Annotated in this window: 15 protein-coding genes; 8 read left to right on the forward strand and 7 right to left on the reverse strand. The window is 54.8% G+C overall.

Going from position 1 to position 16,546, the window contains the following annotated elements:
* Positions 1 to 71 precede the first annotated feature (71 nt).
* Positions 72 to 2,450 carry a phosphoenolpyruvate synthase gene (ppsA, locus tag QNN86_RS07015; protein ID WP_181619293.1) on the reverse strand — a complete coding sequence of 793 codons (2,379 nt, stop codon included), beginning with the start codon at positions 2,448 to 2,450 and terminating at the stop codon, positions 72 to 74.
* A gap of 329 nt (positions 2,451 to 2,779) precedes the next feature.
* On the opposite strand from ppsA, the gene ppsR reads away from it, so the two are divergent.
* The 8 genes from ppsR (at position 2,780) to QNN86_RS07055 (ending at position 10,890) form a co-directional block, all read left to right on the forward strand.
* Positions 2,780 to 3,613 carry a posphoenolpyruvate synthetase regulatory kinase/phosphorylase PpsR gene (ppsR, locus tag QNN86_RS07020; RefSeq protein ID WP_181619292.1) on the forward strand — a complete coding sequence of 278 codons (834 nt, stop codon included), beginning with the start codon at positions 2,780 to 2,782 and terminating at the stop codon, positions 3,611 to 3,613.
* 156 nt (positions 3,614 to 3,769) lie between these two features.
* Positions 3,770 to 4,816, forward strand: coding sequence for a 3-deoxy-7-phosphoheptulonate synthase AroH (aroH, locus tag QNN86_RS07025; RefSeq protein WP_096757239.1), 1,047 nt, complete (start codon positions 3,770 to 3,772; stop codon positions 4,814 to 4,816).
* 169 nt (positions 4,817 to 4,985) lie between these two features.
* The gene (hemP, locus tag QNN86_RS07030) at positions 4,986 to 5,174 is read left to right on the forward strand and encodes a hemin uptake protein HemP (RefSeq protein ID WP_182269931.1); all 189 of its coding nucleotides are present in this window, start codon (positions 4,986 to 4,988) and stop codon (positions 5,172 to 5,174) included.
* Between the two features lie 75 nt (positions 5,175 to 5,249).
* Complete coding sequence (locus tag QNN86_RS07035; protein ID WP_182269932.1) at positions 5,250 to 7,232, forward strand: TonB-dependent hemoglobin/transferrin/lactoferrin family receptor; 1,983 nt, start codon at positions 5,250 to 5,252, stop codon at positions 7,230 to 7,232.
* Positions 7,233 to 7,279: 47 nt separating this feature from the next.
* Positions 7,280 to 8,308 (forward strand): hematinate-forming heme oxygenase ChuS, encoded by a 1,029-nt coding sequence (chuS, locus tag QNN86_RS07040; protein ID WP_414210835.1) that lies wholly within the window; start codon positions 7,280 to 7,282, stop codon positions 8,306 to 8,308.
* Entirely contained in the window at positions 8,305 to 9,126 is an 822-nt protein-coding gene (locus QNN86_RS07045; RefSeq protein ID WP_182269934.1) for a heme/hemin ABC transporter substrate-binding protein, read from the forward strand. Before chuS ends, QNN86_RS07045 begins: the two co-directional genes overlap by 4 nt.
* On the forward strand, positions 9,126 to 10,118 hold the full coding sequence (locus tag QNN86_RS07050) for a FecCD family ABC transporter permease (RefSeq protein WP_414210836.1): 993 nt from the start codon (positions 9,126 to 9,128) through the stop codon (positions 10,116 to 10,118). The genes QNN86_RS07045 and QNN86_RS07050 overlap by 1 nt, the downstream gene beginning before the upstream one ends.
* Complete coding sequence (locus tag QNN86_RS07055) at positions 10,111 to 10,890, forward strand: heme ABC transporter ATP-binding protein (RefSeq protein ID WP_414210837.1); 780 nt, start codon at positions 10,111 to 10,113, stop codon at positions 10,888 to 10,890. Before QNN86_RS07050 ends, QNN86_RS07055 begins: the two co-directional genes overlap by 8 nt.
* Here QNN86_RS07055 and selO read toward each other — a convergent pair.
* From selO to btuC, 6 genes are all read right to left on the reverse strand, one after another.
* On the reverse strand, positions 10,887 to 12,329 hold the full coding sequence (selO, locus tag QNN86_RS07060; protein ID WP_414210838.1) for a protein adenylyltransferase SelO: 1,443 nt from the start codon (positions 12,327 to 12,329) through the stop codon (positions 10,887 to 10,889). The genes QNN86_RS07055 and selO overlap by 4 nt on opposite strands.
* 61 nt (positions 12,330 to 12,390) lie before the next feature.
* Positions 12,391 to 13,104 (reverse strand): EAL domain-containing protein, encoded by a 714-nt coding sequence (locus QNN86_RS07065; protein WP_153880396.1) that lies wholly within the window; start codon positions 13,102 to 13,104, stop codon positions 12,391 to 12,393.
* Positions 13,105 to 13,422: 318 nt separating this feature from the next.
* Positions 13,423 to 13,887: an NlpC/P60 family protein gene (locus tag QNN86_RS07070; protein ID WP_096757248.1), complete on the reverse strand. Its 465-nt coding sequence runs from the start codon at positions 13,885 to 13,887 to the stop codon at positions 13,423 to 13,425.
* A gap of 77 nt (positions 13,888 to 13,964) precedes the next feature.
* Positions 13,965 to 14,714, reverse strand: a complete 750-nt coding sequence (gene btuD, locus QNN86_RS07075) for a vitamin B12 ABC transporter ATP-binding protein BtuD (protein WP_181619285.1) — start codon at positions 14,712 to 14,714, stop codon at positions 13,965 to 13,967.
* The gene (locus tag QNN86_RS07080) at positions 14,714 to 15,265 is read right to left on the reverse strand and encodes a glutathione peroxidase (protein WP_279276928.1); all 552 of its coding nucleotides are present in this window, start codon (positions 15,263 to 15,265) and stop codon (positions 14,714 to 14,716) included. Before QNN86_RS07080 ends, btuD begins: the two co-directional genes overlap by 1 nt.
* A gap of 66 nt (positions 15,266 to 15,331) precedes the next feature.
* The gene (gene btuC / locus QNN86_RS07085) at positions 15,332 to 16,312 is read right to left on the reverse strand and encodes a vitamin B12 ABC transporter permease BtuC (RefSeq protein WP_181619283.1); all 981 of its coding nucleotides are present in this window, start codon (positions 16,310 to 16,312) and stop codon (positions 15,332 to 15,334) included.
* Positions 16,313 to 16,546 lie beyond the last annotated feature (234 nt).

The following is a 16,546-nucleotide window of genomic DNA, read 5'->3' on the forward strand; positions in this document are numbered from 1 at the left end:
ATCTTATCCGGCCTACGTTGAAAGCTAACCGTAGGCCGGATAAGGCATTGATGCCGCCATCCGGCAGAGTATTACTTGTTCAGTTCCGCCAGGCTCAGCCAGGTCTGTACGACGGTATCCGGGTTCAGCGACAGGCTGTCGATCCCCTCTTCCATCAACCAGGCTGCGAAGTCTTCGTGGTCAGAGGGGCCCTGACCGCAAATACCCACGTATTTACCCTGTTTCTTAGCTGCGCGAATCGCCATCGACAGCAGCGCTTTCACCGCATCGTTACGCTCATCAAACAGTTCAGACACCACGCCGGAATCACGGTCCAGACCCAGCGCCAGCTGCGTCATGTCGTTCGAGCCGATGGAGAAACCGTCGAAGTATTCAAGGAACTGCTCAGCCAGCAGGGCGTTGGATGGGATCTCACACATCATGATTATCTTCAGCCCGTTTTCACCGCGCTTCAGACCCTGACGAGCCAGCTCTTCCACCACTGCCTTAGCCTGCGCCACGGTACGCACAAACGGCACCATCACTTCAACGTTAGTCAGTCCCATCTCGTTGCGCACACGTTTCACCGCGTCACATTCAAGTGCGAAGCAGTCGCGGAAGCTGTCTGCAACGTAACGACCCGCGCCACGGAAGCCCAGCATCGGGTTCTCTTCGTGCGGCTCATAACGCTCACCGCCGACCAGGTTGGCATACTCGTTGGACTTAAAGTCTGACATCCGCACAATGACACGTTTTGGATAGAACGCCGCACCCAGCGTCGCGATCCCTTCGGTCAGACGACCGACGTAGAATTCACGCGGCGAATCAAAACCTTTCATCATCCCGCGGATTTCGTTTTGCAGTTCCGGCGTCTGATCATCAAATTCCAGCAGCGCACGAGGATGCACGCCAATCATGCGGTTGATGATAAATTCCAGACGCGCCAGTCCGACACCTTCGTTTGGCAGGCAAGCGAAGTCGAAAGCACGGTCCGGGTTACCGACGTTCATCATCACCTTCAACGGCAGATCCGGCATCGTTTCGACGCTGGAACTCTTAACGCTAAAGTCGAGCATATCGGCATACACGTAGCCGGTGTCACCTTCGGCACAGGAGACGGTCACATTCTCGCCTTCCGTGATGCGATCGGTCGCATCACCACAGCCTACTACCGCTGGGATCCCCAGTTCACGGGCGATGATTGCCGCGTGACAAGTACGACCGCCACGGTTGGTGACAATCGCCGCCGCTTTTTTCATAATCGGTTCCCAGTCCGGGTCGGTCATGTCAGTGACCAGCACGTCACCAGGTTCAATGCGGTTCATTTCGCTGATGTCATGAATGACTTTTACCGGACCCGCACCGATGCGATGGCCGATAGCACGGCCTTCAGCAATGATTTTGCCCTGCGCATGCAGCGTATAACGCTCCATCACCTGGCCGCGAGAACGAACGGTTTCCGGACGCGCCTGCACAATAAACAGCTTGCCGGTGTGACCGTCTTTCGCCCATTCGATGTCCATCGGACGACCGTAGTGCTTCTCGATTTGCACCGCCTGCTTCGCCAGTTCCTGCACTTCCTCGTTCGTCAGTGAGAAAATATCGCGCTGTTGCTGCGGCACATCTTCGATCGTCACCTGTTTGCCATGTTCCTGGGTCGGGGCGTAGATCATGCGGATTTTTTTCGAACCCATGGTGCGACGCACGATAGCCGGACGGTTAGCCGCCAGGGTCGGTTTGTGCACATAGAATTCATCCGGGTTAACGGCGCCCTGAACGACCATTTCGCCCAGACCCCATGCGGAGGTGATAAATACCACCTGATCGAAGCCGGATTCGGTATCGATAGAGAACATGACGCCCGAAGAGGCCAGGTCAGAGCGCACCATCCGCTGAACGCCAGCAGAAAGCGCCACACCGCGGTGGTCATAACCCTGGTGCACACGGTAAGAAATTGCACGGTCGTTAAACAGCGAAGCAAAGACGTGCTTGATGGCCACCAGCACGGCATCAAAGCCCTGGACGTTGAGGAACGTTTCCTGCTGACCGGCAAATGAAGCATCAGGCATATCTTCTGCGGTGGCGGAGGAGCGCACGGCAAAAGAGGCATGGGCATCGTCCGCGGAAAGCTGCGCGTAGGCATCGCGGACGGCATTTTCCAGCTCAGGCTGGAAAGGAGTGTCGATAATCCACTGGCGGATCTGCGCCCCGGCTTTGGCAAGCTCGGTGACATCGTCGATATCCGTTTTATCCAGCAGTTCATAAATGCGCTGGTTTACACCGCTTTGCTCCAGAAACAGGTTAAACGCATCGGCGGTCGTTGCAAAACCATTCGGTACGGAAACACCCATACCTGAAAGGTTAGTAATCATTTCACCCAGGGAGGCATTTTTGCCTCCAACTCTGTCTACATCATTCATGCCGAGTTGGTTATACCAAAGCACCAGCGGTGACGAGCCATTGTTGGACATCGAACAATCCTTATATATGAACGAGGTTAGGAAACTCAATTTTGCGTAATTATCTTTGCATATTTACCGCGGCGAAAAAAACGGTGAATCGTTCAAGCAACTTTATTTTTTATTTTTTCAGATTGTTTCCGCATTTGCGCAAACCCGCGAGCGGCACGGGATCACCACAAAAACAGTCGGTCTAAACATTCGTTCCGAAAAATGAAATGTACTTTTCAGTAAATATAAAAATACCGTTTCACTTTATAAAATGGCGACAACAATATTCGCTTCTTACGCATTTTAATTTATGCTTTCAGAGAATTATATCTGCCCCCAGGATGAGCAAAATGGATAATGCTGTTGATCGTCACGTATTTTATATTTCTGATGGCACGGCCATCACCGCAGAGGTATTGGGCCACGCGGTGATGTCGCAATTTCCGGTTACGATCAGCAGTATTACGCTGCCGTTTGTTGAAAATGAGAGCCGCGCCCGCGCGGTGAAAGACCAGATTGACGCCATTTACCAGCAAACGGGTGTGCGTCCGCTGGTGTTCTACTCCATCGTGTTGCCGGAAATTCGCTCAATCATTTTGCAAAGCGAGGGCTTCTGTCAGGATATCGTCCAGGCGCTGGTCGCACCGCTGCAAGATGAGATGAAACTCGACCCGACTCCAATCGCTCATCGCACGCACGGACTGAATCCCGGCAACCTCAATAAGTACGACGCGCGCATTGCCGCCATTGATTACGCCCTCGCCCACGATGACGGTATTTCGTTGCGCAACCTCGATCAGGCGCAGGTTATTTTGCTCGGCGTCTCCCGCTGCGGTAAAACGCCAACCAGCCTGTATCTGGCGATGCAGTTTGGCATCCGGGCGGCGAACTACCCCTTTATTGCCGATGATATGGATAACCTGGTACTGCCTGCGTCGCTAAAACCGCTGCAACATAAACTTTTTGGTCTGACCATTGATCCGGAACGCCTGACGGCGATCCGCGAAGAGCGCAGAGAAAACAGTCGTTATGCCTCGCTGCGCCAGTGCCGAATGGAAGTGGCCGAAGTTGAAGCGTTATACCGTAAAAACAAGATCCCATGGCTCAACAGTACCAACTATTCGGTAGAAGAAATTGCCACCAAGATCCTCGATATTATGGGACTAAATCGCCGCATGTACTAGAATGCTAGTGCAATGGTTCATTTTTTTGTTAGCATAAACGCTGGCTTGCGAGGTGTGACACGCCTCGCACTTGAAATCAGCAGGGATTGGTTTATCGTGATGCGCATCACTTCCCGGTAGTCCTGCCGTTGAAGCAACAAATTTCTGAGACACGTAATGAACCGAACTGATGAACTCCGTACTGCGCGTATTGACAATCTGGTCACTCCCGCTGAGCTGGCGCAACGGCATCCTGTGTCGTCCTCTGTCGCTCATCACGTGACGGATTCCCGACGCCGGATAGAAAAAATACTGAATGGCGAAGATCCTCGTTTGCTGGTGATCGTGGGTCCCTGCTCGATTCACGACCTCGATGCGGCCCTGGAGTACGCCACGCGCTTGCAGACGCTGCGCACCCAACACCAGGCACGCCTGGAAATCGTGATGCGGACCTATTTTGAAAAACCGCGCACCGTCGTCGGCTGGAAAGGCTTAATTTCCGATCCGGATTTGAACGGCAGCTACCGCGTCAACCACGGCATTGAGCTGGCGCGTAAACTCCTGCTACAGGTCAACGAGCTGGGGGTCCCTACGGCCACCGAATTCCTCGATATGGTCACCGGCCAGTTTATTGCCGATCTGATCAGCTGGGGCGCTATCGGCGCACGTACCACCGAAAGCCAGATCCACCGTGAAATGGCCTCTGCGCTCTCCTGCCCGGTTGGGTTTAAAAACGGGACTGATGGTAATACGCGTATCGCCGTCGATGCGATTCGCGCTTCCCGCGCCAGCCATATGTTCCTCTCACCGGATAAAACCGGCCAGATGACCATCTATCAGACCAGCGGCAACCCGTACGGGCATATCATCATGCGCGGTGGTAAAAAGCCGAATTACTTTGCAGAAGATATTGCCGCCGCCTGCGATACGCTGCATGAATTTTCGCTGCCCGAGCACCTGGTGGTCGATTTCAGCCACGGCAATTGCCAGAAGCAACATCGCCGCCAGCTGGAGGTATGTGATGACGTCTGTCAGCAAATCCGCAATGGCTCAACGGCCATCGCCGGGATTATGGCAGAAAGCTTCCTGCGCGAAGGGACACAAAAAATCGTCAGCGGTCAACCGCTGGTGTACGGTCAGTCCATTACCGATCCGTGTCTGAACTGGGAAGACACCGAGCTGCTGGTCGAGAAACTTGCAGCGGCGGTCGATAGCCGATTCTAACCTTTTCGCCGGGTAGCACAGTGCTACCCGGTGACAATCCTTTGTTTTCTCCCTCTTTTTTGCTCAATAATCGCTCTCGTCACAATTTTTTCACAAAAAGGCTTGCTGCAAATTTTTACTTTGATGATAATGATTATCATTGTTACATTGATTGTTATTTTTAAACACTATGTCACGTATGGATAACACAACGGCAACGCCTGCAAAAAAGAAGACACCGCCCCCAGCCCCCGCAGCTGAGCGTCGAATTGACAGCAAAAGCCTGCTGGGCAATGAGGGACGCGTGATCATTGAGCATGACGGACAGCATTATCTGCTGCGCCAGACCCATGCCGGAAAACTGATTTTAACGAAATAAACCCACACATTTCGCCAGCCACCCAGGTTATCCCCAGGCAGCCAGCGCTTTTCGAGTTTCTAATGGAGAGTTGCTATGCCTCACCTGCACACCGCGAGCATGCGCCCATCGCTGCTGGCGCTGGCGATCGTCTGCAGTCTTCCAGGCACCGCCTACGCGGCGGCTGAAGACATGACCGTTACCGCGACCGGCAACGCCCGCAGCGCCTTTGAAGCCCCCATGATGGTCAGCGTCATTGATGCGACGGCCCCGGAAAATCAAACCGCCAGCTCCGCCGCCGACCTGCTGCGCAGGGTGCCCGGCCTGACACTTGACGGCACCGGTCGTACCAACGGTCAGGACGTCAACCTGCGTGGCTACGACCGACGCGGCGTGCTGGTACTGGTCGACGGCGTGCGTCAAGGCACTGACACCGGACACCTCAACAGCACCTTCCTCGATCCGGCCCTCATCAAGCGTATTGAAGTGGTGCGCGGCCCGTCTGCGCTGCTGTACGGCAGCGGCGCACTGGGCGGCGTCATTGCTTATGAGACGGCGAATGCCAGCGATCTACTGGACGCGGGAAAAAACAGTGGGTACCGCGTGTTCGGTACCGCGGCAACAGGGGATCACAGCCTCGGGATGGGGGCCAGCACGTATGGCCGCACCGATACGCTGGACGGACTGCTGTCCTGGTCCAGCCGTGACCGGGGTGACATCCGTCAGAGTAATGGCACCACCGCGCCGAACGACGAAGCGATTAACAACATGCTGGCAAAAGGCAGCTGGAAAATTGATAACGCCCAGACGCTGGCCGGCTCACTGCGCTATTACAACAACGATGCACGGGAACCTAAAAACCCACAGGCCAGCGACGCGGACAGCAGCAATCCCATGACCGACCGTTCGACGATCCAGCGCGATGCCCAACTGACCTACTCGTTAGCCCCGGCGGATAATGACTGGCTGAATGCCGATGCGCGTATTTACTGGTCTGAGGCGCGCATTAACGCGCAAAACCCGGATGCCACCGGTGAGTTTCGCAAGCAAACGACCAAGGGTGGGAAGATTGACAACCGTACACGCCTGTTTAACGATACCTTTGCCGCACATTTGCTGACGTATGGCGGCGAATACTATCGCCAGGAACAACAACCCGCTGGCGCGACAACCGGCTTCCCGGAAGCGAAAATTGATTTCAGCTCCGGCTGGTTACAGGACGAAATCACCCTGCGCGACCTGCCAGTGACCTTGCTGGGCGGCACACGTTATGATTCTTACCGCGGTAGCAGCGACGGCTACGCGGATGTTGATGCCGATAAATGGTCCTCGCGTGCAGGAATGACCGTAACGCCTACCGACTGGCTGATGCTGTTTGGATCTTACGCTCAGGCCTTCCGTGCGCCGACGATGGGTGAGATGTACAACGATGCGAAGCACTTCTCCATCGGCCGCTTCTACACCAACTACTGGGTGCCTAATCCGAACCTGCGCCCGGAAACCAACAAAACGCAGGAGTATGGCTTCGGGCTGCGCTTTGACGATCTGCTGCTGGCGAACGATGCCCTTGAATTTAAAGCCAGCTATTTTGACACTAAAGCGAAAGACTATATCTCCACCAGCGTCGATTTCGCCGCCGCGACGACCATGTCCTATAACGTCCCTAACGCCAAAATCTGGGGCTGGGACGTGATGACAACCTACTCCACCGATCTGTTCAGTCTGGATTTGGCCTATAACCGCACGCGCGGCAAAGATACCGACACCGGTGAGTACATTTCCAGCATTAGCCCGGACACCGTTACCAGCAAGCTGAACGTGCCTGTCGCGCACAGCGGTTTCTCGGTTGGCTGGCTCGGCACCTTTGCCGACCGCTCAACCCATATCAGCAGCAGCTACACTAAACAACCCGGCTATGCGGTCAACGACTTCTATGTCAGCTACCAGGGCCAGCAGGCGCTGAAAGGCATGACCACCACGCTGGTACTGGGCAACGCCTTCGACAAAGCGTACTGGTCGCCGCAGGGCATTCCGCAGGATGGGCGCAACGGCAAAATTTTTGTGAGTTATCAGTGGTAATCACTTTGCCCCGGCGCGCCGGGGCAGTCATCAGGAAGGAAGAGGCAATGAATCACTACACACGCTGGCTGGAACTGAAAAAAGAACAACCTGGCAAATACGCCCGTGACATCGCCGGGCTGCTGAATATCAGTGAAGCGGAACTCACCTTTGCACGCGTTAGTCACGACGCCTGGCGCCTGCGCGGCGAGGTGCGAGAGATCCTCAGCGCACTGGAGACCGTGGGCGAAACCAAATGCATCTGTCGCAATGAATACGCTGTGCATGAAGTCATCGGCGCGTTTACGAATCAACACCTGAACGGTCATGCCGGACTCATTCTGAATCCGCGGGCCCTCGATCTACGCCTATTCCTGAATCAATGGGCCAGCGCATTTCACATCAGCGAAACCACCGCCCACGGCGAGCGCCAAAGTATCCAGTTTTTTGATAATCAGGGCGACGCATTGCTAAAAGTCTACACCACGCAGCATACCGATATTGCTGCCTGGGGCTCGCTGCTGACCCGTTTCATCTTTGCGGAAAACCCACCGCTGATGCTGCAAACACTCGAAACCGCCGTTTCTGGCGTTAACGCAGACGCGACGACGGTAGACAAAGAGTGGCGTGCCATGACCGATGTCCATCAGTTCTTCAGTCTGCTGAAACGCCACAACCTTACCCGCCAACAGGCCTTTCACCTGGTGGGCGACGATCTGGCCTGCAAAGTTGCTAACAGTGCGGTGGCCCAATTGCTGGAAACAGCACGTCAGGATGGCAACGAAATTATGGTATTTGTCGGCAACCGCGGCTGCGTGCAGATTTTCACCGGTGTGGTAGAAAAGCTGGTGCCAATGAAAGGCTGGCTGAATATTTTCAACCCGACCTTTACGCTGCATCTACTGGAAGAGACCGTCGCCGAGACGTGGGTCACGCGTAAGCCGACCGCTGACGGTCACGTAACCAGTCTGGAACTGTTTGCAGCCGACGGTACGCAAATCGCCCAGCTGTATGGGCAGCGTACGGAAGGCGAGCCGGAACAAAAGCAATGGCGTACGCAAATTGATGCGTTAACACCGAAAGGGCTGGCCGCATGAAAAAACTGTGGGTCCTGATAGCGCTTCTGCCACTGGCGATGCAGGCGGCTGCCGAGGAAAAGGTGGTCGCCCTCGGCGGTGACGTGACAGAGATTGTCTATGCGCTCGGCGCACAGTCATCTCTTGTGGCGCGCGACAGTACCAGCCAGTGGCCGGCGGCAGCAACGGCATTGCCTGACGTGGGCTATTTGCGCCAACTCAATGCCGAGGGGATCCTTGCCACCCGCCCTACGCTGGTTCTGGCCAGCGCACAGGCGCAACCCTCACTGGTGCTTAAGCAGCTTGAGCAAAGTCAGGTCAACGTTGTTACGGTGCCGGCAGGTAACACGCTCAGCGTGATTGATGAGAAAGTCCGGGTGATTGCGCAAGCGACCCATCGCGAAGCACAAGGCGAGGCGCTACGCCAAACCCTACGCCAGGCGCTGGCTGAACTGCCCTCCTCGGAACTCAACAAACGCGTGCTGTTCATTCTCAATCACGGCGGAATGACCGCCATGGCGGCCGGACAGCAAACCGGAGCCGATGCAGCCATTCGTGCCGCAGGTTTGCGCAACGCTATGCAAGGGTTTACCCGTTACCAACCCTTGTCTCAAGAAGGAGTGATTGCCAGTCAGCCCGATCTGGTGGTGATTTCCCAAGACGGCGTCAACGCGATGGGGGGTGAAGATAATCTGTGGACGCTGCCGGGACTGGCGCAAACGCCCGCTGGTCGTAATAAGCAGGTGTTGCAAATTGACGATATGGCATTGCTGGGTTTTAGCGTGCGTACGCCGCAGGCCATCCAGCAACTGCGTGCCAAAGCGGAGCAATTGCCCTGATGCCCTGGCGTATCACCTGCTCTTTGTGGATGCTGGCCGCTACGCTGGTCGTGATGACGATTGTGGCCACCGGTTTTGGCGCATTGCGTCTGCCGGTAAGCCTGTTCTGGCACGAGGGAGATGGCACGCTGCGTCAAATCTGGCTCACTATTCGACTGCCGCGCGTGCTGCTGGCGCTGGTGATTGGCGGTTCACTGGCGCTGGCGGGCTGTGTGATGCAGGGGTTGTTTCGCAATCCACTTGCCGATCCGGGCCTGTTGGGGATCAGTAGCGGAGCCGCCTGCGCCGTCGCATTGTGGGTAGTATTACCGGTCACCTTACCGGCGCTGCTGATGCTGTATGCCCCGATGTTGGCGGCATTTCTCGGCGCACTCGCCGCCACCGGGGTGATTTTTATCCTTAGTCAACAGCGCGACGGTTCACTCTCGCGCCTGTTGCTGGTGGGTATTGCTATCAACGCGCTTTGTGGCGCGGCGGTCGGCGTGTTGTCATGGGTCAGCAATGATGCGCAGCTGCGCCAGCTGTCGCTGTGGGGGATGGGTAGTCTGGGGACAGCGCAGTGGTCAACGCTGCTGGCGGTCACGTCGCTGATGCTGCCCACGGTGCTTTTCATCTGGCGTTTAGCCCCGGCGCTGAATCTGCTACAACTTGGTGAAGAAGACGCACATTATCTTGGCGTTGACGTGCGATGGGTACAACGCATTTTACTGCTGTGCAGCGCGCTGTTAGTTGCTGCAGCCGTCGCGGTCAGCGGCGTGATTGGGTTTATCGGCCTGGTTATCCCGCATTTGATACGCATGTGGCTCGGTTCCGATCATCGGGCGGTGGTCCCTGGCTCTGTGTTGGCGGGGGCATGCTTACTGTTGATTGCCGATACCCTCGCACGCACGGCCGTTGCCCCCGCTGAGATGCCGGTGGGTCTGTTGACCAGTATTCTGGGTGCACCGTGGTTTTTGTGGCTTATTTTTCGTCAGCGAGGCTCGCATGGCTGAACATTTCATCGCCGAGAATCTGCATTATCATTTGGCGGACCGATCGGTGATTCGCGACGTGTCGCTGACGCTGACAACGGGTGAACTGGTGGCGCTGATCGGCCCAAATGGTGCGGGGAAGTCCACGCTGCTGCGCCTGCTGACCGGCTTTTTGACTCCGTCATCAGGGCGCTGCTTGCTGGATGGAATACCTTTGCATGACTGGCGTACGCAGACCCTGTCTCGCCACCGCGCGGTCATGCGCCAACAAACACAGGTCGGCTTTGACTGGCAGGTCGAAGCCGTGATCGCCATGGGGCGGGCCCCCTGGACCCAACGGCCCGAACCGGCGCTTATCGCTCAGGTGATGGCGATGACCGGATGTACACCGCTAGCTGGCAGGCACTACGCCGCGCTTTCCGGCGGCGAGCAGCAACGAGTACAGCTTGCCCGTGCGCTGGCGCAGTTGTGGTGTGACGGTGCGCCACGCGGCTGGTTATTCCTCGATGAACCGACTTCAGCGTTAGATCTCTACCATCAGCAGCAGCTGTTACGTTTGTTAACGTCGCTAACGGCTGCGGGGGAGTTACACGTATGCGTTGTCCTTCACGATCTCAATCTTGCCGCGTTGTGGGCCGACAGAATTATCCTGCTCTATGACGGACATATTGTCTCTCAGGGGACGCCGGAAGCCGTATTACAGGCCAATGAACTGATGCGCTGGTACGGCGCCCAGCTTCACATTGGCCTGCACCCGGCTAACGCCTCGCCGCAGGTTTTTCTCTCCCGTTAGCTTGAACAACTGACTTCCAGCCGCTTACCCCAGTCAGGTGGACGGCTGACATAGTCATCGTCCCTGTCGGTAAACGGCGTGCGCAACGCGATGTGTAAGCGATGCAGTTCAGTGTAATCCCCCTGCTCTGCCTGGCTAATTGCCCGCTGCGCCAGCCAGTTGCGCAACACTATTGCCGGGTTGGCCGCTTTCATTTGCGCCTGTCTTACATCGTCCGCCACATTGTCCTGTTGCAAACGTGAACGATAGCGCGCAAACCAGTCATCAAATGCGGCCCGGTCGATAAACTCATCGCGCAACGGCGAAGACGTGCTGTGCTGTTCCGTCTGGCTCAGCATACGAAACGTTCGCGTAAAATCACTTCTTTCCCGCGCCATCAGGCTAAACAGTTCGCTGAGCAATTCGTTATCGTTTTTTTGCTCGCTAAAGAAGCCCAGTTTTTGTCGCATCCGCTGCCCATAACGGGTCAGCAGCGCCAGCTGATAGCTATCCAGCGCGTCATTGAGTGCGTCGACTGCAATAAACGGCGACAGGGTTTGCGCCAGCCGCTGTAAATTCCACAGCGCGGCAGCCGGTTGATTATCGAAACTGTATCGCCCCTGGTGATCCGAATGGTTACAGATAAAATCAGGCACATAGTCATCCAGAAAACCGAAGGGACCGTAGTCCATCGTCAGCCCCAGAATCGACATGTTGTCGGTATTCATCACCCCGTGCGCAAACCCTACCGTCTGCCAGTCGGCAATTAAGGTCGCGGTGCGCGTGACCACATCCTGAAACCACAGCTGATATTTATCCGCCTCGTCCTGCCAGTGCGGCCAATAATAGCGAATCGCAAAATCGGCCAGTTGACGTACTTTTTCCGGTTCACGACGATAGTAGAAGTGTTCAAAGTGACCAAAGCGCATATGACTTTGCGCCACGCGAATCAGCATCGCCCCGGCTTCCACCGTTTCACGGTAGACCGGCGTATCGCTGGTGACAACCGACAATGCCCGGGTGGTGGGGATCCCCAGGTAATGCATGGCTTCGCTGGCCAGGCTTTCGCGAATGGTCGAGCGCAGTACCGCGCGACCATCCCCCATACGGGAATATGGCGTTAATCCGGCTCCTTTCAGATGCCAGTCAAGCGTCGTGCCATCGGCGAGCAACTGTTCACCCAGCAGAATCCCGCGTCCGTCACCCAGTTGACCGGCCCAGACGCCAAACTGGTGCCCGCTATAGACCTGCGCCAACGGCGACATGCCGGGCAGCAGCGATTCACCGCCGCAAACGCCTGCGCCATGTTCATTATTAAACAGCGCAACAGGGATCCCTGATTGCTCAGCAAGCATATCGTTATGCCAAATTACGCGCGCATTTTTCAGGGGAGTAGGCGAAAGTGCCGTATAGGTTGCTGGTAATTCATCACGCCAGCGGGTGGTAAAAGACAGGGTCATAGGGCCTCCTGCCTCTAGTGTAGACTGTTAACGAACGGTTAAACACCGGCAAATGCAAGGGTTATCCTTGCATCAATGAGGTTATCTGCGCGGGTAAGACCGCCGGCCATAGCGCACCCTGCATGGCGCTGAATCCCAGGGGCAATACCCGTTCGAGCATCTCCTGCGTATCAATACCGCTGATGACTATTGATTCGCAGTCTGGGGATATTTGTGCCTGAATGGCGCGCATAAAAGGCTCAAACGAATTTTGCGTAATACGTTGTTGAATAAAGTGTTTATCCAGTACGACACGTTTGAACAGGCCATCAAAAATTGCACGCGTGGATATGCCTGGCGCACCGAAGTTGGTCAAGACTAATGGAAATCGCGCCGCTAATGCCGCCAGTATTGGATTTTCTTTACCCTTGTTTAACTCGGGAAAACTTTCATTAATGGTTAATTCAATAAATGAAAATCGTTCAATACGCGAAGCATATTCTGCATCTAATAATAAAGTATTAGCGACTGCCGGAGTTAAATTAAGCCACGCAGAAATGTTGCGTTGAATAAAAAAATGTTGGCATGTTTCGATTAATTCGAGTTTTTCGCTAAATAAACGACGCTGCTCATCGTCCGACATCCGAGGTATGACCAACCCTGATGGCATATGCACTACGCCGTCAGGACTAACAAAATGGGTGATGATGTCTACGTATTTAAGATCGCCTCCTGCACTTCGCGCAGGAAGAAAAGAGAACTCAGAATGATAAAGATTATCCAGTGAAACTATCATTGTGCCAGCCCCGCTGCATGGGTGTAATCCGGCATCCTGTAGCAAAGGATGGAAAAATACGTCACATCAGATGCAAATTGAGGCTCTTTCATTTTTCCCTTTTTAGCCAGTAAATCGAATCCTTTTTTTTAGCTTATCCTGATTATAAGCTAATATCCAGCTTTGTACTTTTTAATAACTCGGCATAAATCATATTTTTAGCAAAATACTCTCTTAATGCACAGGGTTATTGTCAGTGCAGCAGCTGAAGTGAAAGTTGACTTTAAATGGCGATGATGGAACTGCTTCATACATGACCAGCCCCATCACCCGGGAGATTTAAATACGTCGCGCCTGCCAGAAATTTTTACGCCAGTAGACATTATCAAGCGAGGAGCGCATCACGCCACGACTGGTGGAGGCATGAATAAATTGATTATTGGTATCGTAAATACCGACGTGTAGCCCGCTTTCACCCGATCCGGTTTTAAAGAAAACCAGATCGCCTGGTAGCAATTCATCTTTATCAATTTCGGTACCAATCTTTGACTGCGTGCGCGTATCGCGTGGTAATTGCAGGTCGAATTTATCGCGCATCGTCATCAGTACAAAGCCAGAACAATCCACGCCGCTCCGGCTCATTCCTCCATAACGATAAGGTGTACCACGCCAGTGCTGTAACTGGTCGTTAAGACCGGCAATCACGGCGATAGAGTCCGATAACCGGGCATTGGGTGCGGGAGCGCGATGGCTACTGCACCCTGCCAAAAACAAAGCTGTGATAAAAAGAAGCCAAAAACGCATGCAGGACGAATCCTCTATTTTTTATTCTTGCGCCAATTTAGCGTGGAAATAATGGGGTTTTCAAGAGCCCATTTAACTTAAGTGGTTGATATGAGCATTCTGTGGCCTTCGATATCCAGACGACGGAAGTTTACGCCATAAGCCTGAGAGAGATTAGCCGGCGTCAGCACCGCATCGCGTGTACCACTGGCCAGCAACTTCCCGCGCTTGAGTAACCAGGCTTTGTGCGCATGACGCAACGTATGGTTCAGGTCATGACTGCTCATCACAATTGCAATTCCCTGCTGACAAAGTCGGCCCAATAGGCGGTCCAGCGCATTTTGTTGCGCAACATCCAGACTATTCATCGGTTCATCTAACAGCAACAGTTGGCCGTGCGGATTAGCCTGCGGACAAATTTGCAGTATGACCGCCGCAAGACGCACCCGCTGCCATTCGCCGCCAGAAAGCTGGTTCGACCCACGTCCGAGTTTGTCACCCAACCCAAGCGCGTCGGCTGTCTCCTGCAGTAAATCGGTACGCGTTTTATCAGGCTGATGCAGCGTCAGAAAATGCCAAACCGGCATGGCAAACGGGGGATTTTGCTGTTGCGCAAGATAAGCGCGATGTTGCGCCAGCTTTGCCGCAGGCCAGTCATCGAGCGGCATATCACCCAACACGACGCTTCCTTCACCGGTCGTCAAACCCGCCATCCTCGCCAGCAGTGTGCTCTTTCCCGCGCCGTTAGGTCCGACAAGGTGCAGGATCTCCCCGGCCTTTATTTCACCGGAAAGCGGGCCAAGCCGGGTCGATTCCGCCACATCCTGGAGCTGCATCAAAGGAGACATTATTTTGCCAGCGCCGCGTTGATATGTTCAACAAGGATGGGATCTTCAGGTGTCATATCGGGTGAAAAACGCTGTAAAACCTGACCATCGCGCCCGACTAAAAACTTCTCGAAATTCCACAGAATATCGTCCGGATACAGCGGCGCACGTCCTTTACTCGCCATACGTTCATAGAATCCACTATCCGCAGGCGCAACCGCCGTTGGCGCGGCATCAATCAGCTTTTGATACAGCGGGTGGCGTCCCTCGCCGTTGACGTCAATTTTGCTGAACATCGGGAAGGTAACGCCCCAGGTGGTACTGCAATACGTTTTTATTTCCTCTTCGCTACCCGGCTCCTGACCGAGAAACTGATTGCAGGGGAACCCCAACACGGTAAAACCCTGCTGATGCCAGGCTTTCTGCAGATTCTCCAGTTGCTCGTATTGCGGCGTTAATCCACATTTTGAAGCAACATTAACAATTAACAGGACTTTTCCGGCATACGCTTGTAATGAGACGACATCTCCGTCGATAGTCGTCACTTCGGTATTGAAAATAGTGTCTTGCATAGCATCTCCAGGTGGATAGTCAGCGATCAATTTTCCGTGTTTAATCATAGTCCGAACCGCAGAGGCCTAGCGCCCGGATTTTAACAATAGCCAGATAAATACCGGTGCGCCCATGGTGGCCGTTACTACGCCGATAGGCAGTTCAGCCGACGCCAGAACCAGACGCGCAACAACATCCGCTAACAGTAACGCGATAGCCCCCGCCAGCGCACAGCCAGGCAGCAAGACGCGATGATCGGTTAATCCACACAGCCGCAGAATATGTGGGATAACCAGGCCGATAAAACCGATGGCACCGGCAAGCGCCACGCTGACCCCCACCATCCAGCCGGTGGCCACCACCAGCAGGTTCCGCCAGAACCACAGAGGCAACCCTAGCTGGCGCGCAGACGTCTCCCCCAGTGCCAGCATATTCATCGGCTGCGACTGACAGCAAATCCACAGCAAAACGGGCAGCAGCGCAACCATCAGCCAGGCCTGTTGCCAGTCGACGCCGCCAAAACCGCCCATCATCCAGTACATTAACTGTCGCAGATCAAAAGAGGTTGAGAAGTAGATAGCCCACGTCATCAAGGCGCTACAAATAATACCCAGCGCCACGCCCGCCAGCAGCAGACGACTGGTCGACAGGTGGCGGCGAGCAAAACGCAGGAGGATAAGCGTAATGATCAGCGCCCCGGCAATCGCACACAGCCCCAACGCCCAGCCGGGCAGTTTCCCCTGCCCCAACAGCACTGCGGCGATGAGTCCAACGCCTGCGCCGTTAGACACGCCCAGCAGGCCTGGTTCGGCTAACGGGTTTTCGAACAGCGCCTGCATCACAGCACCAGACAGCGCCAGCGCGGCACCAACCAGCAGTACGGCAAGCGTACGAGGAAGTCGAATTTGCCAGACGAACAGATCGCCACGGGCGCTAAGCCAGTCGCCAGGCGCAATCCACTGTTCTCCTGCGCACAGGCTGAGGATCGTTGCCAGCAGCATCAGCGCTGACAGAGACAGTATCCAGCGTACATTTCGTCGCTGTTGTTGATGGGCGAAGGTCAGCATGTTTTCCATTCTGCTGAAAAGAGATGGGGGGATTTTACGGTGCCGATTCGGTAGTGGAAAGGAAAAAGGCCGCAGAGCGGCCTTTTTAGTTATACCCGTCATACTTCAAGCTGCATGTGCGTTGGCTTTACTCGCTCACCCCAGTCACGTACTTATGTACGCTCCTGGAGATTCGCTGCGTCGCCGCCTTCCTGCAACTCGAAGTATTTAGGGTATATATACGTCATGCTTTGC

The sequence above is a fragment of the Citrobacter sp. C348 genome (genome assembly GCF_047467975.1).
GTDB classification, from domain to species: domain Bacteria; phylum Pseudomonadota; class Gammaproteobacteria; order Enterobacterales; family Enterobacteriaceae; genus Citrobacter; species Citrobacter gillenii.